The sequence below is a fragment of the Pseudoalteromonas sp. AS84 genome, assembly GCF_038900255.1.
GTDB lineage: Bacteria > Pseudomonadota > Gammaproteobacteria > Enterobacterales > Alteromonadaceae > Pseudoalteromonas.
Genome location: NZ_JBBMQY010000008.1, coordinates 80,322 through 101,340, shown reverse-complemented (window position 1 = coordinate 101,340; position 21,019 = coordinate 80,322). Strand labels below are relative to the sequence as shown.

The following is a 21,019-nucleotide window of genomic DNA, read 5'->3' as shown; positions in this document are numbered from 1 at the left end:
ATTTGTTTATGTTAGTGCGTGTTGTATTTAGTGCCTGTGTATTTATGTTTTATAGCGCCATATGTAACGCAGACCACGTCACATTTATAGCTGAAGAGCTTCCTCCTTATCACTTTAAAAATCAGCAAGGTGAAGTAAGCGGCGCTTTAGTCGACATTGCCAAAGCAGTTGTGAAGCAAACAAACTTAACCGCTAATTTTGAAATAATGCCTATGGCCCGCGTTTTTAAGGAGCATCAAACAAGTACCAACGCCATAATGTTGTCTTTGTTAAAAACTCCAGAGCGGATTAATAAATATACGTGGTTAGGCGAAGTGTACTTCGCAGATGCCTATTTAATTAGTTTAAAAAACCATGTAGATGAAGTCGTTCACTTAAATTTTGCTAAAGAGTATAAAGTAGCAACCATTCGTGGCTACCTGAGTGAAGTCTACTTAAAGCAAAAAGGCTTTACCGAAAACAAAAACTTGATACTGGTCAGCTACTATAACCAACTTTGGCAAATGCTTTATAAAAACCGAATCGACTTTGTAGTAACTAATACACTTACACTTGATAACGAGTTAAAAAGCCTAGAACTCGATCCTAGCCTAATAACAAAACGAATTCATTTAAGCGATCTGCCCTCTTCACTTAATTTTGCAGCAAGTAACCAACTTAATCCTAAAACAGCTAAAGCACTCTCTGACGCATTAAATAATATTAAAGAAAATGGTGAATACCGTACCATTTTAAACAAGTGGCAACTTTTATTACCAAACACGACTAACTTGCAGCACTAACCATGGTTAAAGCCCGACATTAATTATTGGCAGTGGTTATTTAGTTATTTGCTAAACGCTGCAAGGCAAACTACAAAATTAATACCCCCCAAAAAAACTACACTTTAGCGCCAAAGGCCACGTTAAACATCATTAAGAGAATAGCCAAGCACATAAAAAATACATACCGCAAACACCTCCATAAAAGCCGTTAAAAAACACCCTAACCAAATTGGTATAACAAAAAATCATTTAAAAAATATTTAATTTCACTAATTGGTAAGTTTTAATTGTTAAATTGGTATGCTAAATTGAGATTAAACTATGCCTATACCGCACAATTTTTACTTCATCACACAGAGACAATAATGATAAAAAATACATCCACATTTAAACTTACGGCTTTAGCCGTTATCACCCCTTTACTTTTTACCGCTTGTTCAAGTACCCAAAGCACTAATCAGCAAAGCGATGCGCCTGTACCTGCAACAAAGTTTGATTTATCTCACTGGAAAATAAATGTACCAGTTGATTTAAACAACGACGGTAAAATTGATGAAATAGATGTAGAAGAAATTCAGACTTACGCACACCCTGATTTTTTCTATCTTGATGATAAAGGCTACATGGTATTTACCTCCCCTAATAAAGCGCTTACAAGTGCCAATTCTACTAATACCCGTAGTGAACTTAGACAAATGATCCGTGGATCAAATACTAAAATTAAAACTAAACACTCTAAAAACAACTTTGCTTTAGCTGTTCACCCGCTATCTGACCGATTTGGTTCTGTTGGTGGAAAAATGGAAGCAACGTTAAAAGTAGATCACGTTGCACTTCGTGCGACTGATCCTGATAAAAAAGCGGCTTACTCGGTTGTTGTAGGGCAAATTCACGCAGGTAAAGATCAGGCACTTATTGATACCAAGCTTGGTTATGGCTGGGGCAATGAACCACTTAAAATATATTACAAAAAATGGCCAGGACATAAAACAGGCTCAGTTTTTTGGAACTACGAACGTAACTTAGCTAAAACAAATCCTGACCGTACAGACATTACTTACCCTGTTTGGGGTAATACATGGGAAAACCCTAACGAGCCAGGCAGCGCCGGTATTGCACTAGGTGAAGAATTTAGCTACACGGTAAATGTGTATAAAAATGTTATGCACCTTACATTTAGCGCACAAGGCAAAGAAGACGTTAACTACTCTATTAACTTAGGTAATAACGTAGATGCTTATGGCAAAGTAGATGAAAAAGACCATCCACATGGTTACGCTGCAGATTGGCATTACTTTAAAGCCGGCGCTTATAACCAATGTAGTACTAAAAGCGCGAAAGGTATTTGGTACCCTGGTTGTTTAGGTACTGGCGATTGGACTAAAGATAAAAAAAATGGCGATTACGCTCAAGTAAGCTTTAGTAAACTAGAGTTGAGCCCTGCGACACCGCCAACAAAATAACTAGGCTAGTATAACCTCAGATAAGTAATTTTTTAGTGATGTAAAAAGTGGCGTTGGTAGATTATTAATATCGCACCAGCGCCACTTTAAACATTTATTAGGCTCTTTAAGCTCAGGCTCTCCGCCCTCAAAATCAGCTTTTACATACAACGTAATATAGTGTTTGTTCTCTGCTGTAAAAATATCATTGGTAAAATCAAGCTTAGTAATTTTACTTACCTTTAAACCTGTTTCTTCAAACACTTCACGTATTGCACATTGCTCAACACTTTCACCAAACTCTAAATGCCCTCCAGGTGTTGCCCATGTATTAGCACCGTGCGCGCCAATGCGCTCACCTAGTAAAATTGTGTTTTGATGCTTTATAATAACCGCAACCCCTACTCTTACTACATTACTCATATCGTCTTTTCTCTTATTTTTACTGCCCGCCATGCTGAACCACACGCTTTGTATTGTCAATTTGGTATTTTTAAAACCAGTATATTGATTAACTTTTAGCCGACCAAGGTCGAATAGCTTGCTTGCTAAAAAAAGCCTACATTTTGTAAGGTCTCTCTCACACACTAGCCTAGGAGCCTTATATGTCAGGCGAATATCAACAGCAATATAATGCATTTAAACAAAACCCAGCCCAATTTTGGCTCGAACAAAGTAAAAATATTCCATGGTATAAAACTCCCACAAAAGCATACACACAAGACGACGATGGGCTTTATCATTGGTTTAGCGACGGGCAATTAAACACCAGTTTTTTAGCGCTAGACCAGCACGTTATTGCCGGATTTGGCGAGCAAACTGCACTGATTTACGACTCCCCAGTCACTAATACAAAGCAAACTTATAGCTACTCACAACTACAACAAGAAGTTGCTAAATTTGCAGGCGTAATACAATCGTTAGGCGTTACAAAAGGCGACTGCGTTGTTATTTATATGCCAATGATCCCACAAGCTGTTATTGGTATGTTGGCGTGCGCTCGCCTTGGCGCTATTCATTCTGTGGTATTTGGTGGGTTTGCTGCACACGAATTGGCTGTACGCATTGATGATGCCAAGCCCAAACTTATACTTAGCGCCTCATGCGGTGTTGAAGTAAACAGCGTTATTGAATACAAGCCACTTATTGATAACGCGATAGACTTAGCTATGCACAAAGTAGAACACTGCATAATTTATCAGCGTCCACAAGTCAGGGCCACTCTTAAGCCTAAACGAGACATAGATTGGACTCAGGCAATGCAAACCGCTACAAGCGCAGATCCGGTGCCTGTAAATGGTGACGATCCGCTTTATATTTTATATACCTCAGGCACTACAGGCACACCCAAAGGCGTAGTGCGCGAAAATGGCGGTCACGCAGTGGCAATGCAATACAGCATGGAAACCGTTTATGGTATGAAGCCCGGCGACGTATTTTGGGCAGCGTCTGACACTGGCTGGGTAGTTGGGCACTCTTATATAGTTTATGCGCCGCTAATGTATCGCTGCGCAACTGTATTATATGAAGGTAAACCGGTTAAAACGCCCGATGCCAGTGCATTTTGGCACGTGGTTGAAGAATATAAAGTAAATGCATTATTTAGTGCCCCCACCGCCTTTAGAGCAATAAAAAAAGAAGATCCAAATGCTGATGGTTTTACCCAATACGATACCTCCAGTTTAAAACGTTTATTTTTAGCAGGCGAGCGGCTAGACCCTCCCACTTATGAGTGGCTTAAAGAAAAAACTAACCTGCCAATACTCGATCACTGGCGGCAAACCGAAACCGGCTGGGCCATCGCCTGCAACCCCGTAGGCATTGAAGAATTAGTAACAAAACCAGGCAGCTCAACAGTCCCAACACCTGGCTTTGATGTGCAAATACTAAATATGCATGGCGAGCAATGTGCACCAAACGAGCAAGGTGCTGTAGTAATAAAACTCCCACTGCCGCCAGGGTGCATGCCAACCGTTTGGCAAAATACCCCGCGCTTTAAAGCCGGCTATTTAACGCAGTACCCTGGCTATTATCTTTCAGGTGACGGCGGCTACATAGATGAAGATGGGTACTTATTTATTATGGGACGCACCGATGATGTAATTAACGTAGCAGGCCATAGACTTTCTACCGGTGAAATGGAAGAAATAGTAGCCGCGCACCCTGCTGTTGCTGAGTGCGCCGTGTTTGGGGTAACCGACACACTAAAAGGCCAACTACCAATGGCAATGATCGTGCTTAAAAATGACTTTATGGGCTCAAGTACCGATGTAGAGCAAGAACTTATACAAACCGTAAGAAACCAAATAGGCGCTATAGCGTGCCTTAAAACCATTATTAGCGTAGAGCGATTACCCAAAACACGCTCAGGTAAAATACTGCGTAAAAATTTACGCCAACTAATTGATGGCGACAAACTGCAAATTCCTTCAACCATAGACGATGCAGGTATTTTTGAAGAAATAAACCAACAAATTTCACTACGTTGATCCAACAAGCTCTCATAAAGCCATTTTTAAAAATGGCTTTTTTTTGTATAAAAATAAGATAATTACAAATATTTAAAGTAAAGTATTAATAGCAACTATAATAAAAATATACCCATAACATTTTAGGAACTATGAATGTTTGTTTTAAGTAAAAAGTATCTATCGGCTAAAAATGATAACGAAGAACTTGCAAAAAAAATTGCAGAATTAACTGCGCATAACGAATTCCTAGCACAAGAAAACAAACACTTAGAACAACAATTAAGCTTTACTCAAACCGAAAATGATGAACAATTTACCGAAAACTTACTTTCAAGTTCTATAGATTGCATAAGCCAAATTGAAGGTGTTCGCCAAACTGTGCTTGAGTCTTACTCAACCATTGAGCAAGAAAGCCAAGTTAGCTATAAAATAAATGACCTTTTAAATAACTCAAACGAATCATTAATGCATATAGCCAGCGAGATGGAACTTATGACCCATAAAATGGGTAGCATGAGTGAAAATATATCTGGCCTTTCAAGCCTTGCAGGTAGTATAAACACCTTTGTATCGACCATTTCAAAAATATCTGATCAAACAAATTTATTAGCATTAAATGCAGCCATTGAGGCCGCTCGAGCAGGCGAAGCTGGTAGAGGCTTTAGCGTGGTAGCTGATGAAGTAAGAGTACTGGCAACTAACACCAATAAATCAGCTCAAGAGGTTGCAGATCTTGTTAAAGAAATAATAGAAAAAACAGATGTAACCGTTAATTCAGCCGACGATATACAAAAAAACAATGCACAGCTTTCAAGTAACTTTGAATCACTAAATAGCGATTACGCATCCATTATTAGTTTTTGCACAAACATGAAGAACACTATATCTCAGGCTTCTATTCGCTCATTTATTCAAACTGTTAAGTTAGATCATATTGTATGGAAAGGTGAAGTTTATGCGGTTGCTAATGGCAAAAGCAATAAATCGGTAGACGATTTCACCAATCACACTATGTGCCGCTTAGGTAAGTGGTATAAGTCTGATGACTCTAATGAATACAAATCGTTAAATGCATTCAAACAAATAGATAAACCGCATAGCGAAGTACATAAAAACGGTGTACAAGCGCTACAACTAATTAAGCAAGGTAAAAAAGTAGAAGCAGTTAAACATATACACTTAATGGAATCAGCCAGTGAGCAAGTAATACATTTACTCGATCAGCTAGTTCGTTAAAACCATTAACGGGTTAAGTTATTCTTAACCCGCAATCTTTCCTATAAAAATTGAAATTTTTTACTTATTGGCACTTTCTTACTTAACTAACCTATAAAAAACGTTAAACAGGAATGTGCATGTCTCGCTTATTACAAACACTAATCGCTACCAGCCTTTTACTTATTGGTTTTATGGCTCAAAGTTACGAAATTGAAGACTTAGGCGATGGCCTCCACCGCTTTATAGACGACAGACACCGCTCAGTATTTTTAATCACTCCTGAGGGTGCAATTGTTACCGACCCGCTTAATAAAAAAGCAGCCACCTGGTTAAACAAGCAAATTAAAACTCGCTTTAACGTACCGGTAAAATACGTAATTTATAGCCATAATCACAGCGATCATATTTACGGCGCCGAGGTGTTTAAAAGCCGGCACACCACGTTTGTAGCGCATAAACTCGCTGCGCAAGATATTAAAAACACACAAATGAAAACGGTCATGCCCACTCTTACCTTTGATGATGAGCTGACTCTTAATTTAGGTGGTTCAACGGTAAAGCTAAATTACCATGGTCCAAACGATGGGCGGGGTTCGGTTAGTATATTATTCGAAAAGCAAAAAACGTTGTTTGTAGTTGATTGGATTGTTATTGGCAGAATGCCGTGGCAAAAACTCTGGAGTTACGATATTCAGGGCATGATTAATTCAACCCAAGCGGTACTCAAATATGACTTTGATACTTTTGTTGGCGGACATGCCGACATTGGCAACAAAGCTGACGTAACACGTTACTTAAGTTATATAGAGCAACTTTACAGCCAAGTAACCGCAGGCGCACTTGCAGGGCAAAGCCTTGATGAAATAAAGAAAAATGTAAAGTTAGATCAATTTAGTGACTTTAAACAGTTTGATGCATGGTTACCACTTAACATAGAAGGCGTGTACGAGCGTTTAATGGAAGAATCTGGTATGGGCTGGCGCAGCGATTTATAGGTTTTTTAGACCTTACTTTTTTGTGCAAATCTAATATTCAAATACAAAGGCATTAGCTTTAAATGCGCTATTGCCTTAGTAAACATTAGCAACATTTACACTCAACTTACGTTTATTGACAGCACTATACAAAAAAAGGTTTATCTTAAAGCTTATACAAAGCCAAAGAGGATAAATACCTATGAACTTATCTTTAAAAATTATTAGCGTAGCAGCAATAGTATTTACCATGAGTGGCTGCACCGTATATCAACATGATCCCAGTGCACATAAACCACATAAAAAAGTCGTTAAAGTGGTTACTCCTGCCTTAGTAACTGAGCACAACTCTCCCAACATTATTATCGTAAAAGCCAAGCCCACAAAACAAGCCTGCACTAAACACGATGATCATTGGCATTGCAGGACTCGATAAAAAACGCTTTTTTAAGTAAATTCGCTTAGGTAAAAGAAGTAAATTGCGCTTTTTATTAATACATAGTTGAGTGATATTGGCAGCGCTAACGTTGCCAATATTCATTGCGCCTAGTTCATTTACACAAACCCACGCTTTGGGAATAACCATGCTTTATAGGATGGTTAGGTATTTTAAAATTGAGTAGGCTTACCAAGCATTCATAGGTATTTTTAAAGGTACTCGGCTACCATCTTCATTCTCTAAAAGTAATTGTAAAATCTCTCCAGATTCCTTGCGCATTAACTCTTTTGCTTCACTAGCAGGGCAACCTGGGATTTTACAATTTTCTATAGAAATTATTTTCTGCCCAGCAACAATCCCTGCTTTTTCAGCGGGTGAATTAGGTTCTACTTTTTCAATAATAAATGACGTTATCGTCGGGCTAAAAAAACCATCAGATCCAACGTTCCCTAAAACTCCAAGTTTAACCTTCTCTGCAGCCAAGGCGTTGAAAGAAGTAATTGAGATTAAAATAATTATGAATTTGAACATATGAATTAACACTCCATGTAAGTCTATCGTTAATACTCTTTACTATTTATAGCTTTAACAAATTGCTTAAGATATTACTATCACTAAGTTTTTATATTCTCAGCGTTAAATTAAATATTTTTGAGTATAAAAAACCGCGCTAAAGCTCTTTTAAAAGTGCCTTAGCTCGGTTTTTAGACTTCAAATCTAAGTACTAAAAAGCGTATTAACTAAAATCGACCACCACTTCATAACGCCCAGACATGTCGTTTACTTCGTATACCCAACCGTGTCGTTTTATTATTTTTTCGCTTAACTCTAATCCTAAACCGTAGCCAGTATTGGCGGGCTTATTTGTGTTATTAGCAGTGTGTGGTGTATCCGTTTGTACGCTGCTATTTACTTATAGAGATCTCGCTGTGCAATATGCCATTACCTTGATAGCTTGGCTGACTGCTACATGCAGCAAGCGTGCAACTAAGTGCAAGTAAAAAACCGGTTGAGCGCTTTTTTAAATAAACCATTTAACTATGCCTAATCCGTACTATTACACATAGCTTATTAGGTCGAGGGTTAAGGAGGGGTTAAATGATTAAATCTAAATATTGGGTTGCTAATTTAACAGTAAAAAGTAATCACTTTAGATGTTTTACATCGTTATAAATTTTGTAGCTGCTCTATCAACCATTTATGAATTGGGCTGTTATTGGTACGCGGATGCCATGCGGCTATTACTTTAAATGTAGGAGGCAGAGCTTCTATTTTTAGCTGTTTAACTTTGCTATTTGGTAATAATCTTGATGGGTAAAACGCCAACATATCGGTTGTATGCAAAATGTCGGGCACCGCTGAAAAGCTAGGTACAGACATTACAATATTACGTTTTAGCCCTTGGCTTTCAAACCACTGATCGTGCGATCCGCGCAAATTAGCGCGCGATGGCGACACCACTAGCTGTGAATGCTTTGCAAATTGCGCCAAACTCAAAGGCTCGGTGTAAGTAGTGTTACCTATACCGGTAATACACAAATGCTGTTCTTCAAACAAAGTGATATAAGAAAGATTGTCGGGTATAAATTCTGGAAAGCTAATCAATAAATCAAGCTCGCCTGCCGTTATAAGTTGATTAACGTTGTCAGACGCAAAGTCGCGCACAATCAGCTTTAAACCTGGCGCTTCGCGGCGGGTAATATTAAATAATTGCGGCAATAAAGCCTGCGTGGCGTAGTCGGTTGCGCTTATGGTAAACACACCTTTATAAGTTTGCGGACTAAACAGCTCGGGCTCTAGTAACGATTCTAATTGCTTTAAAATATGATTAACAGGCGCCTTGAGTCCTTGCGCTTTAGGAGTAGCAACCATGTTGTTGCCTTGGCGAATAAACAAGCGATCGTCAAATAAATCTCGTAGCTTTCGCAGTTGCTCACTAATAGCTTGTTGCGTTAACCCCATTTTCTTGGCTACTTGCGAAAGATTTTGCAGTTCTAATAAGCTACTGAGTACTCTTAACTGTTTTATATCGAGCCGGCTAATACCATTCATAATTGTATGCTGCACAAAAAAGTGTTGTTTCAAATTGTATCCTTAAATCTCTATGCTGCCAATGTTGCTTAACCACTATTTAAGCCTTTGTTTGCTTTATAAGAGAATTAAAAATGAAATCAGAATTAGTTAATACCGCCCCTTTATTCTCATCAATTGAGCTTGGCCCTTTTACACTTAAAAACCGTATTGTGATGCCTCCTCTTACTCGCTCTCGCAGTACACAACCTGGCAATATTCCTAATGAATTAATGGCTGAGTATTACTCGCAGCGCGCATCGGCTGGTTTTATGGTTACCGAAGGCACACAAATAGAACCTCGTGGACAAGGTTATGCTTGGACCCCAGGTATTCACTCGCAAGCACAAATTGAAGGTTGGAAAAAAGTAACGCATGCAGTACACGCTAAAGGCGGCGTTATTTTTGCTCAGCTTTGGCATGTAGGCCGCGTATCGCACGCCACACTGCAACCAAATTCAGGTAAACCGGTTGGCCCTTCAGATATTATTGCTGACAATGTAAAAGTATTTATTGAAACCGCACCTGGTGAAGGCGCATTAGCAGAACCAAGTGAGCCCCGCGCACTAAGCACTATCGAGGTTGGTGAACTGGTAAATATGTATGCGCAAGCTGCACGTAATGCCCTTGAAGCCGGCTTTGATGGTGTAGAGCTGCATTGCGCTAACGGGTATTTAGTTAATCAGTTTATTTCTGAGCATACTAATAACCGTGACGATCAATACGGTGGAACGCTTAGTAATCGCCTGCGCTTTTTAAAAGAGATAGTTGAAGCGGTAAGTGACGTTGTAGGCTCTGATCGTTTAGGTGTTCGCTTTGCTCCTTTATTTGAAAGCACTGATGAAACACGAGTGTATTTAGGACTTGTTGAATCAAACCCTCATCATACTTATGTACAAGCTGTTAAAGTGCTTGAGCAAGCAGGTATTGCTTACTTATCGATTGCTGAAGCTGATTGGGATAACGCTCCCGATTTACCACAAGAATTTTATAAAGCAGTACGAGCTGAATTTTCAGGTCGCATTATTTATGCTGGCAAATACACAGTAGAAAAAGCGGTGCGTATTTTAGGTGAAGGTTACGGTGACTTATTTGCATTTGGTCGCCCGTTTATAGCGAACCCTGATTTACCAGAGCGTATAGCAAATAATTGGACGTTTAACGAAGCCGATGCAGCCACTATGTATGGCGGCACCGAAGTGGGTTATAGCGATTACCCGTTTTATCAAAAGTAACTAGGGTCTGTTGATCTTTCAAGGTTAAATTTGCAGCAGCCTATTTGGTATTTAGGCAAGGCTGAGCCTATGCAGTGTGGTTATTCCCCATAAATGGGCGATAACGTAGCATTAATGCCAAACAGGCGCTGCCCAAAGGGTTCTTCCTAGGGGCTACTTACTCTTTGTTGCTCGGTTTTTACTTAGCCCACTAGGTTACAAATCTCGCGCCGCGATTAAATAGCCCCTAGTTTGAACAAATTTTAATCCGCAAAGATCAACAGACCCTATCCTAAGCTCTAAACTATATATGGAATTGGTATAGAACCGATACGGCTTTATAACAGGTAGCTTAATTAAGCTACCTGTTTTGAGATGAGACAACTATGTTGATAACACAGCTAAAATCTTGTTATTAGTTGCTCTCTACAATTGCTATTTTATTGCTCTACCTTCTACATCTATACAGCCATATATCAGTCATTTATTAATAAAGTGAGCGTTAGATTTAATCTCTCAAATTGATTAAGTATTACTGTGAATTGGTATTAGCGTCAAGAACAGTAAAGATAAGTAAAAGGGTGTAAAGCCTCTCTACAGTTGCCCTTACATGCAGTTGGCATTCAGTTTCAAACGTCAATACTAGCCATGTTAACCACAAACGAGGCAATATTATGAAACTTACATTTATACTACCTGCACTATTAGTTATTGGCACTTTATCTAGTTCTGCATTTGCAGCACCACATGATAGATATACAAAGCAAGAATATAAAAAGGTTCAGCTAAAACGAGAACTGAAAAAAATTAACCAAACTAAGGTAATCAAGTACGTGCCAGCTAAAGTTGTTAAAAGAAACGTTAATAACACAGCATTTGTTAAAGTTAATGTCATAACCTATCACCCAAGCCTTAAGTTTATTAAAAGATAAATGCACCCTTTAAAATATAAAGTCATGTTTGCGGCAATAAACAACGCGCCGCAAACTCAGCTTTTTACACCACTTAAATTCTATTATTGGTATTACCCCATCTAAAACACGCAGAAATAACGTTTTTAAGACCCAGCAAAAGAATCCAAGTGTATAATTTAATAGCAATATTATTAAAATATTTCTCATAATATATAAACTTACAAAGAACAAATACCCCTCTAAAATCGTCAAAAACAACTAAGTATGTCAATAACTGTCAGTAAAATGTAAAAAGCTGTAAGGACCGTCTCTGAAACTACCACATATCAGTTGTCATTCAGTTTAAGGCGTTAATATTGAACTTAGTTATGTAACAACATAAACGAGGCATACTATGAAACTTACTTTTTTACTACCTGCACTGCTCGCTATAGGCGCAGTATCAGGCTCTGCGCTTGGAGCACCAAACGAGCGAGAGAATGATAAAAGCTTTAAACGTGATCACGACAAACGTGTTGAATATAAACGCGATGAACGCCGCCATGAAAAAAAGCAGCGCATTGAGCATAAAAAAGAAAAACGAGAAGACCGTAAGCAAGAAAAACGTAGACTCGCTAAGTACAAGCAGGAAAAGCGTGAACAATACCGCTACAACCAGCGCAAATATAACTACTTAACAAACCATAATAATTCAGTCGCTTACAGACAAAATCGATTTATAAACCATTTACCACGCAATAGCGCATCGATTAGATTTAATGGTATTTCGTTTACGTTTAACGACGGCCTTTACTACCGTAAAGCTAAAAGAGGCTACCACGTAGTTACGCCACCTAGAGGCCTGCGTATAAATACACTACCAAGAAATTACAGGCACTTTAAACACCATAATACGACTTACTACACTTATCAAAATGTGTACTACATTGCTGATAATAATGGTTATACGGTCGTTGATGAGCCACCAACCCGTCTTAACCAGGCAATAAAAGTGGGTAATGTGAATGACTATAGCTTGGGCCAAATATACGACTCATTACCTCAGGCAGCACAGGCCGTAATAATTAACTCGCAGCAGTATTTTAAATACGGCGATATTTATTTTTTACCGCAAATAAGTGGTGACGACATAAAATACCTTGCTATTAAGTTAGGTTAAATCCGCTATAAATTAAAAGGCCTTGCTACCAATAGAAGGGTCTTTTTCATTTTTCCTGTAGGTAATAACCCAAAGCAATAAAATCAATTCCCCCTCTAAGCATTAACATGTCTTAGTATTTGTAAGCTTTTTTGCTAAACTAGCTCGCATATTAATAGTGAGAGTGTATTTATGTCGGGTGAGTTTCCACGTGCTGGTTTTTGGCGCCGTTTTGCGTCGTTAGTTTACGATACGTTAGCCATTATTGCGTTTGCGATGTTAACTGTAGTGCTGTATTTATTTGCTGTACAAGGGCTTATTTCTCTCGATGTAATTAGTTTAAATGGCGCAGAGGATGTATCTGCCTTTATTCAAAATTCAAATCTTCTTTCGGGTATTCGTACCGCTCTTTTAATTATTGTTACCTTAGTATTTTTTGGTTACTTTTGGACTAAAAGCGGGCAAACCATTGGCATGCGTGCATGGCGTTTAAAAGTGCAAACTCTTGAGGGTAATTTAATTAGCTGGCCGCAATCAATTATCCGCAGCATTAGCGCTTTACTCGGTTTAGGTAATTTGGTGGTGTTAGTCGATTTTAAAAACAAAAAAGCACTGCAAGATTACATCTCTAAAACAGAAGTTATTGCGCTTACTAAAGAAGAAAACAGACGTATTTATAGTGAGCTTGATTAATTCCAACTTTCCAAATCGTGAATTACGCGGTGGTTAATCGGTAGTTAAAAAGCAAAAAGGGTGACCCGTGGTCACCCTTTTTCATGCTTTGAATAAGTACTCTATACCCGTTTATTCATCAAATATGTCGCAAAGCCTATAAATATAATACTGGGCAATACCGCACCTATAATGGCTGGTATTTGGTAAACCATAACTACAGGGCCAAATATTTCATTAGTTAAGTGAAACACAATCCCCGTTACAACGCCCATAATAATACGCGCTCCCATAGTAACGGTACGCAGCGGGCCAAATATAAACGAGAGCGCCACCAGCAGCATTACCGCAACAGATACTGGCTGCATCAACTTACGCCACAGGGCAAGCTCGTAGGTACTTGTGTCTTGTTCGTTTTGCTCTAAGTAACTTAAATACGACCAAAGCCCAGTAAATGAAAGTGACTCCGGTTTTACCGACACAACCCCTAACTTTTCAGCGGTCAATTGCGAAGAATAAAACTCTTCTGGTAATTGCTCTGTTGTGGTTTTTTCGCTAGTAATAATAACCTTATTTACGTCACGAAGTAGCCAGCCATCTTTTCGGCTCAGTGCATCTCTTGCTTTAGTAATTTGGGTAAGCTCTAACGATTTATCAAAGTGGTACATGTGTACCCCGTTGAGCCTGCCGTTTTCGTCTACATCTTCAATATTAATAAAATTGCTGCCGTCTTTAGCCCATACACCCTTTTGTGTATTAAACACATCACCGCCATGTATTGCTTGGTTACGCATTTCTTTAGCGTGTAATTGCGCTTCAGGTGCACCCCATTCGCCAAGTGCCATCATACATACAGCCATAAATACGGCGGTTTTCATCACTGAGCCAATTATTTGTAAGCGCGACATACCAGCGGCTTGCATTACTACAAGCTCGCTGTTTGAAGCAAGTGCCCCTAAACCCGTTAAGCCACCAATTAGCGCAGCCATCGGAAAAAACACCACTAAATCGCCAGGTATTGTGTAAAGCGTGTAAAGCATTGCGGTCATTAAGTCGTAACTGCCGCGCCCTACCGACTTTAACTGGTCGATAAATTTAATTAAGGTGCTAATACCAACAAGTACCAATAATGCAAAGCCGGTAGTTTGTAAAATACTGCGGCCTAAATACCAATCAAGCGTTTTCATCATGAGCCTAACTCCCGCTTAGTTACAACGGCTTTAAGCCAAGCGCCCAGTGGTCGCCCTTTTATAATTAATAACCCACCTATAAACAAGGCACTTAGGTGAATCCACCACAAGCCGATTGAAGGCGGGATTTTGCCATCTTCAACTGCAAATTTAGCGGCATTTAGTAAAATAAAGTAGCCTAAGTACAAGCTAATAGCAGGCACTAGTTTTGCAAATTTACCTTGGCGAGGATTAACCACACTTAGCGGTACTGCCAGTAAGGTAAGTAGTGGGATTGATAGCGGAATAGCGAGTCGCCATTGCCATTGAGCAATAGATTCAGGTGTATTTATAGCCAATAATTGGTTAGTTGGCACAGCCTCTAATTTACGGCGTTGATGCTCTATTTCTTGTTCTCGTATTTGTACGCTGTAACCATCAAATTCTGTTAAATTAAGTGCAGGCGTTGTGCCATCTGTTTCGTAACGTTTACCGTCTGTTAGTACTAGCTGTTGCTCACCATTTACGGCTTCAACCACAACACCTTGCTGTGCATATACTAAGCGCGCTAGATTGCCTTTTTCGCTATCAGGTAACTGCGCAACAAATACCTTATTGAGCTCTTTGCCGCCCTTTTCAATATTATGAATAAACACCACGGCTTTTTCGTTACCGGTTTCTTGGAACCGCCCAGCCCTGAGTGCAGACAACCCCGCATCGGCTTTAGCTTGTTCTTTTAATTGGTACTCTTGCTCACTTGCCCACGGCGCTATATACATAGTCAATGCAGCGGCTAGTATGGCAAGTCCAACGCTTGATATAAGCGTTACGCGCACAACATACCATTCACTTACGCCACAGGCTTTAAGTACGGTCATTTCGCTATCGGCGTATATACGGCTGTAAGCCAAAATAATGCCTAAAAATATACTCAGCGGAAGTATTAGCGAGGCTAGTTGTGGAAGCTTTAGTGCAATCATCGATAGCACTAATTTAGCAGGAATGCTGCCCTCAGAGGCATCACCTAAAATACCAACTAACTTTTGTGACAAAAATATTGTCATTAAAGTTAAAAATACGGCGACCTGCGATTTTATAACCTCAGCGGTCAAATAACGGAAAATTAGCAATGCTCGCCCCTGTTAAACATGGAATTTCACTACGATAGTGAGAATTGAATAGTTAAATAGCTATTTTACCCAATTAATACCGGCAAATAGGCTATTATTATAAGCCATCAAATTTAATTATCCTACCTAAGTGCACGATATAATGTTGCATTAGTAGCCCTTAAGCATATAAAGTTCAATTACACAGTAAGAGTCTAGCAAAATCAGCTAAAATAAGAATTATCCTTACATAAGTTACGTAGATAAGACTAGAAAATACTTTTTTAGCCCCAACTTACTAACTTAAATGACTCAAAATCAGGAGTGACAATGGAATTTAACGTAAAAAGTGGTAGCCCAGAAAAACAGCGCAGCGCATGTATTGTGGTTGGCGTTTACGAGCCACGTAGGTTATCCCCCATTGGTGAACAACTCGATAAAATTAGCGATGGTTATATCTCTAATTTACTTCGCCGTGGCGATTTAGAAGGTAAGCCAGGCCAAGTTTTATTATTGCATCATGTACCAAACGTATTAAGCGAGCGCATATTGCTTGTTGGTTGTGGTAAAGAGCGCGAGCTTGACGATAAGCAATATAAACAAATTATTTCTAAAACTATTAATACCTTAAACGAAACGGGCTCTATGGAAGCAGTTTGCTTTTTAACAGAGCAACACGTTAAAGGTCGCGACACTTACTGGAAAGTACGTCAAGCAGTAGAAACAACACAAGATTGCTTATACACGTTTAACCAATTAAAAAGTAAAAAAGTAGACCCTCGTCGTCCACTTCGTAAAATGGTGTTTAACGTACCAACTCGACGCGAACTAACGATTGGCGAAAGTGCTATTGAGCATGGTTTAGCCATTGCTGCAGGTAGTAAGCTGTGTAAAGACGTGGCTAATATGCCACCAAATATTTGTAACCCAGTGTACTTAGGGGAACAAGCACAAGAGCTGGCAACTAATTTTGACAATATCACCGTTGATATTATTGGCGAAAAGCAAATGGCAGAACTAGGTATGAACTCATACCTAGCTGTTGGCCGCGGTAGTGATAACGAATCAATTATGTCGATTATTAACTACAAAGGCGCCGCTGACGACCAAGCCCCTATTGTACTTGTTGGTAAAGGCTTGACGTTTGACTCAGGCGGTATTTCATTAAAACCAGGCGAAGGCATGGATGAGATGAAATATGACATGGGCGGCGCTGCTGGTGTTATTGGTGCAATGCGCGCACTTGCACAAATGCAGTTGCCAATTAACGTTATTGGTGTTTTAGCTGGCTGTGAAAACATGCCTGGCTCAAACGCATATCGCCCGGGTGATATTTTAACAACAATGTCGGGCCAAACAGTTGAAGTGTTGAACACCGACGCTGAAGGTCGTTTAGTATTGTGCGACGCACTAACGTACGTTGAGCGCTTTAACCCAGATACTGTTATTGACGTGGCAACACTGACAGGCGCTTGTATTGTAGCCCTTGGCGCGCATGCAACTGGTTTACTATCAAACCATAACCCACTTGCACACGATTTGTTAAAAGCGTCAGAGCAAAGTGGCGACCGTGCATGGCAGTTACCGTTATGGGATGACTATCAAGATCAACTAGATAGCCCATTTGCTGACTTTACAAACTTAGGTGGACGCTCTGCAGGAACAATTACTGCGGCATGTTTCTTGTCTAAATTTACTAAAAAGTATAATTGGGCGCATTTAGATGTTGCTGGTACAGCGTGGCGCAGTGGCGCTAAAAAAGGCGCAACGGGTCGCCCTGTTCCAATGCTTACTCAGTATTTACTAAATAGAGCTGGTGTAAGTGAAGCAGCTCAAGATTAAACGTTTAGTTTAAATTAATATCTGTTTATAAGGCGCCGTTTGGCGCCTTATTTATTTGTGTATTAATTGAAGCAAACCTCGTTATATGGCAAAATCTGCCTCTTAATTTATGTATATCAATTTGGTATACATTCAATGTCATGGGAAACCCCGATACAATGAACATGAACGCTAAATTTTTCGTTCTAAAGCAACTAGATGAGTTAACAGCTAAGGCTGACGATCATTTTGCTTTGGCTGCTCAAATTGCGGCCGATCAGTATCGAAATGGGCAGCGTGTGTTTATTTGTGTTAACGATAATGAAGCAGCCTGTGCCATTGATGAAATAATTTGGGCATTCGATCCAGATAGTTTTGTGCCACATAATTTACAAGGTGAAGGCCCTAAAGGCGGCGCACCTGTAGAAATTGGTATTACGCCACCTGTTGGCAATCGTAAAGTTTTAATTAACTTGGCTACTCAGTTACCGGATTACATTCGTCGGTTTAACCAAGTTTTTGATTTTGTACCCGTAGAAGCAGCTGCTAAACAGGCAGCCCGCGAGCGTTTTAAAAAGCTACGCCAACTCGGTGCCAATCTCACCACGCAAGATATTAATAGCTAGCCAATCAGGCAAACTAACCAACTAATTTAAGTACTTATTTAAGGTTCTGTGTAATGGATAAAACCTACAATCCGCAAGATATTGAACAGTCTCTATATCAAGACTGGGAACAAAAAGGCTACTTTAAGCCATCTGGCAAAGGCGTACCATATTCAATTATGATTCCGCCGCCAAATGTCACTGGTAGCTTACACATGGGCCACGCCTTCCAAGACACAATAATGGATACCCTAACGCGTTTTAAACGTATGCAAGGTAACAACACATTATGGCAAGTAGGTACTGACCACGCAGGTATTGCAACGCAAATGTTGGTTGAGCGTAAACTGCATGCCGAAGAAGGTAAAACACGCCACGATTTAGGCCGCGAAGATTTTATTAATAAAATCTGGGAATGGAAAAAAGAATCTGGCGGCACTATCACCAAACAACTTCGTCGCCTTGGCGCATCGGTTGATTGGGATCGTGAACGCTTTACAATGGACGATGGCCTATCTGAAGCCGTTAAAGAAGTGTTTGTACGCCTTCATAAAGAAAACCTAATTTACCGTGGTAAACGCTTAGTAAACTGGGATCCAAAATTACACACCGCTATTTCTGATCTTGAAGTTGAAAACAAAGACAAAAAAGGCCACATGTGGAACTTACGTTACCCACTGGCTGATGGCGTTACAACACAAGACGGAAAAGACTACATAGTAGTAGCAACAACTCGCCCTGAAACCATGCTTGGCGACTCGGGTGTTGCAGTAAACCCAGATGACGAACGCTACACAGATTTAATTGGTAAAGAGATTTTATTACCAATCGTTAATCGTCGTATTAAAATTGTTGCTGATGAACATGCCGATAAAGATAAAGGCACGGGCTGTGTAAAAATAACCCCAGCGCACGACTTTAACGATAACGAAGTGGGCAAGCGTCATCAAATGCCGATGATCAACATTTTCGATAAAGACGCCGCTATTCTTACCCAAGGTGAAACATACACCTTTGACGGTAAAGAGCTTGAGTTTGATGCGCCAATTCCTGAGCGCCTACATGGACTAGATCGTTTTGCTGCGCGTAAAGCGATTGTGGCAGAATTTGAAGAACTAGGCCTACTTGAAAAAATTGAAGACCATGGTTTAACTGTTCCTTACGGCGATCGCTCTGGCGTTGTAATTGAGCCACTACTTACCGACCAATGGTATGTACGTGTTGCACCACTTGCAGAACCTGCAAAAGACGCTGTTAAAAACGGCGATATTCAATTTGTACCTAAGCAATACGAAAATATGTACTTCTCGTGGATGAACGACGTACAAGATTGGTGTATTTCACGCCAGCTTTGGTGGGGTCACCGCATCCCAGCTTGGTACGACAATGAAGGCAACGTATTTGTTGGTCGCGACGAAGCTGAAGTACGCCGTGAAAACAACATTGCAGACAGCGTAACGTTAAGCCAAGACGAAGACGTACTTGATACGTGGTTCTCATCAGCACTTTGGACGTTCTCTACACAAGGTTGGCCAGAAAATACCGATGATTTAAAGACCTTCCACCCGTCTGATGTATTGGTAACTGGTTTTGATATTATATTTTTCTGGGTTGCGCGCATGATTATGATGACGCTGCACTTTGTGAAAGACGAAAATGGCAAACCACAAGTTCCGTTTAAAACCGTGTATGTAACTGGCTTAATACGTGACGACAATGGCGATAAAATGTCTAAGTCAAAAGGTAACGTACTTGACCCACTAGACATGATTGACGGCATTGAACTTGAAGACCTAGTACAAAAACGTACCGGTAACATGATGCAGCCAAAACTTGCCGCCAAAATCGAAAAAGATACGCGTAAAGTATTTGCCGGCGGTATTGAAGCACACGGCACCGACGCACTTCGTTTTACCCTTGCTGCAATGGCGTCTACCGGTCGTGATATTAACTGGGATATGAACCGCCTTGAAGGTTACCGTAACTTCTGCAACAAATTATGGAACGCAAGCCGTTACGTGCTAATGAACACAGAAGAGCTCGATTGTGGTTTTGCAAACGATGCTGATAAAGAGTTCTCATTAGCTGACCGTTGGATTTTAGGTCAATACGAAGCTACCGTTAAAACCTACACTGAGCACTTAGATAACTACCGTTTTGACCTAGCTGCTAACACGCTTTACGAATTCACTTGGAATCAATTTTGTGATTGGTATTTAGAGCTAACTAAACCAGTATTGTTTAAAGGCAATGAAGCACAGCAACGTGGTACACGCCATACGTTAATAACGGTACTTGAAAGCTTACTGCGTTTAATGCACCCAATGATGCCATACATTACTGAAACTATTTGGCAGCGTGTTGCACCACTTGCAGGCCTTGAAACAGAGAACACCAGCATTATGGTTCAGCCGTTCCCTGTATATAACGAGGCAAGCGTTGATGCTAAGGCAATGGACGACTTAGAGTGGGTTAAACAATTCATTTTAGCGATTCGTAATATTCGTGGTGAAATGGATATTAGCCCAAGTAAACCGCTTAGCGTATTACTTGCTAATGCATCAAGCGACGACGTGCGCCGCATTGAAGAAAACAAATCATTTTTAGCATCACTTGCAAAAATTGAAGAGTTTACAATGCTTGAAAACAAAGATGACGCACCAGCATGTGCAACGTCTTATGTTGGCAACCTTGAGATCATGATCCCAATGGCGGGCTTAATTGATGTGGAAGCCGAGCTTTCGCGTATTAATAAGCAACTCGAAAAAGCAGAAAAAGGCCTAGCACAAGTGCAAAACAAACTCGCTAACGAAAAGTTTGTTAATAACGCACCTGAAGCGGTACTTGCTAAAGAAAATGCAAAACTGGCTGAGTTTAGCGATGCTAAAACTAAGTTACTTGAACAAAAAACTAAAATAGAAAGCTTATAAGCTTTCATAAGAATGCCTATTAACATCATTTAATAGGCATTAAAAAAGCCGCTCACTTTAATAAGTGAG

Annotated in this window: 19 protein-coding genes; 13 read left to right on the top strand and 6 right to left on the bottom strand. The window is 39.9% G+C overall.

Going from position 1 to position 21,019, the window contains the following annotated elements; all coding sequences use genetic code 11:
• Positions 1-8 precede the first annotated feature (8 nt).
• The gene (locus WNY79_RS10455; protein ID WP_342875816.1) at positions 9-782 is read left to right on the top strand and encodes a transporter substrate-binding domain-containing protein; all 774 of its coding nucleotides are present in this window, start codon (positions 9-11) and stop codon (positions 780-782) included.
• Between the two features lie 347 nt (positions 783-1,129).
• A complete protein-coding gene (locus tag WNY79_RS10450) occupies positions 1,130-2,227 on the top strand; it encodes a polysaccharide lyase family 7 protein (RefSeq protein WP_342875815.1) in 1,098 nt (365 codons plus the stop codon).
• On the opposite strand, the gene WNY79_RS10445 is transcribed toward WNY79_RS10450, so the two are convergent.
• The gene (locus WNY79_RS10445) at positions 2,228-2,629 is read right to left on the bottom strand and encodes an NUDIX hydrolase (RefSeq protein ID WP_294120467.1); all 402 of its coding nucleotides are present in this window, start codon (positions 2,627-2,629) and stop codon (positions 2,228-2,230) included.
• Between the two features lie 182 nt (positions 2,630-2,811).
• Here WNY79_RS10445 and WNY79_RS10440 point away from each other — a divergent pair, with 182 nt between their 5' ends.
• From WNY79_RS10440 to WNY79_RS10425, 4 genes are all read left to right on the top strand, one after another.
• Positions 2,812-4,695 carry a propionyl-CoA synthetase gene (locus tag WNY79_RS10440; protein ID WP_342875814.1) on the top strand — a complete coding sequence of 628 codons (1,884 nt, stop codon included), beginning with the start codon at positions 2,812-2,814 and terminating at the stop codon, positions 4,693-4,695.
• A 135-nt stretch (positions 4,696-4,830) separates the two neighbouring features.
• Positions 4,831-5,913: a methyl-accepting chemotaxis protein gene (locus WNY79_RS10435; RefSeq protein ID WP_076925288.1), complete on the top strand. Its 1,083-nt coding sequence runs from the start codon at positions 4,831-4,833 to the stop codon at positions 5,911-5,913.
• A gap of 119 nt (positions 5,914-6,032) precedes the next feature.
• On the top strand, positions 6,033-6,890 hold the full coding sequence (locus WNY79_RS10430) for an MBL fold metallo-hydrolase (protein ID WP_342875813.1): 858 nt from the start codon (positions 6,033-6,035) through the stop codon (positions 6,888-6,890).
• 181 nt (positions 6,891-7,071) lie between these two features.
• Complete coding sequence (locus tag WNY79_RS10425) at positions 7,072-7,305, top strand: hypothetical protein (protein ID WP_342875812.1); 234 nt, start codon at positions 7,072-7,074, stop codon at positions 7,303-7,305.
• 189 nt (positions 7,306-7,494) lie between these two features.
• Here the strand turns inward: WNY79_RS10425 and WNY79_RS10420 are convergent, their stop codons facing one another.
• The 3 genes from WNY79_RS10420 to WNY79_RS10410 form a co-directional block, all read right to left on the bottom strand.
• Positions 7,495-7,839, bottom strand: a complete 345-nt coding sequence (locus WNY79_RS10420; protein ID WP_342875811.1) for a PDZ domain-containing protein — start codon at positions 7,837-7,839, stop codon at positions 7,495-7,497.
• A gap of 374 nt (positions 7,840-8,213) precedes the next feature.
• Positions 8,214-8,342 (bottom strand): hypothetical protein, encoded by a 129-nt coding sequence (locus tag WNY79_RS10415; RefSeq protein ID WP_342875810.1) that lies wholly within the window; start codon positions 8,340-8,342, stop codon positions 8,214-8,216.
• Between the two features lie 133 nt (positions 8,343-8,475).
• On the bottom strand, positions 8,476-9,393 hold the full coding sequence (locus WNY79_RS10410) for a LysR family transcriptional regulator (protein ID WP_197152594.1): 918 nt from the start codon (positions 9,391-9,393) through the stop codon (positions 8,476-8,478).
• A gap of 80 nt (positions 9,394-9,473) precedes the next feature.
• On the opposite strand from WNY79_RS10410, the gene WNY79_RS10405 reads away from it, so the two are divergent.
• The 4 genes from WNY79_RS10405 (at position 9,474) to WNY79_RS10390 (ending at position 13,337) form a co-directional block, all read left to right on the top strand.
• Positions 9,474-10,613, top strand: coding sequence for an alkene reductase (locus WNY79_RS10405; protein ID WP_076925279.1), 1,140 nt, complete (start codon positions 9,474-9,476; stop codon positions 10,611-10,613).
• Between the two features lie 653 nt (positions 10,614-11,266).
• Positions 11,267-11,524: a hypothetical protein gene (locus WNY79_RS10400; protein WP_197186119.1), complete on the top strand. Its 258-nt coding sequence runs from the start codon at positions 11,267-11,269 to the stop codon at positions 11,522-11,524.
• A gap of 376 nt (positions 11,525-11,900) precedes the next feature.
• Entirely contained in the window at positions 11,901-12,665 is a 765-nt protein-coding gene (locus WNY79_RS10395) for a DUF6515 family protein (protein WP_342875809.1), read from the top strand.
• A gap of 171 nt (positions 12,666-12,836) precedes the next feature.
• Positions 12,837-13,337 carry an RDD family protein gene (locus WNY79_RS10390; protein WP_076925276.1) on the top strand — a complete coding sequence of 167 codons (501 nt, stop codon included), beginning with the start codon at positions 12,837-12,839 and terminating at the stop codon, positions 13,335-13,337.
• A gap of 101 nt (positions 13,338-13,438) precedes the next feature.
• Here WNY79_RS10390 and lptG read toward each other — a convergent pair whose 3' ends face one another.
• Together lptG and lptF are read right to left on the bottom strand one after the other, a co-directional pair.
• Positions 13,439-14,506 carry an LPS export ABC transporter permease LptG gene (gene lptG, locus WNY79_RS10385; RefSeq protein ID WP_076925275.1) on the bottom strand — a complete coding sequence of 356 codons (1,068 nt, stop codon included), beginning with the start codon at positions 14,504-14,506 and terminating at the stop codon, positions 13,439-13,441.
• Positions 14,503-15,615, bottom strand: a complete 1,113-nt coding sequence (lptF, locus tag WNY79_RS10380) for an LPS export ABC transporter permease LptF (RefSeq protein ID WP_342875808.1) — start codon at positions 15,613-15,615, stop codon at positions 14,503-14,505. The genes lptG and lptF overlap by 4 nt, the downstream gene beginning before the upstream one ends.
• Positions 15,616-15,924: 309 nt before the next feature.
• Here lptF and pepA point away from each other — a divergent pair, with 309 nt between their 5' ends.
• The 3 genes from pepA to WNY79_RS10365 all read left to right on the top strand — a co-directional run bounded on the left by pepA (position 15,925) and on the right by WNY79_RS10365 (position 20,950).
• Positions 15,925-17,436, top strand: coding sequence for a leucyl aminopeptidase (pepA, locus tag WNY79_RS10375; protein ID WP_024604878.1), 1,512 nt, complete (start codon positions 15,925-15,927; stop codon positions 17,434-17,436).
• A gap of 158 nt (positions 17,437-17,594) precedes the next feature.
• Positions 17,595-18,041, top strand: coding sequence for a DNA polymerase III subunit chi (locus WNY79_RS10370; RefSeq protein ID WP_342875857.1), 447 nt, complete (start codon positions 17,595-17,597; stop codon positions 18,039-18,041).
• Positions 18,042-18,094: 53 nt separating this feature from the next.
• Complete coding sequence (locus WNY79_RS10365; protein WP_342875807.1) at positions 18,095-20,950, top strand: valine--tRNA ligase; 2,856 nt, start codon at positions 18,095-18,097, stop codon at positions 20,948-20,950.
• Positions 20,951-21,019: the final 69 nt, after the last annotated feature.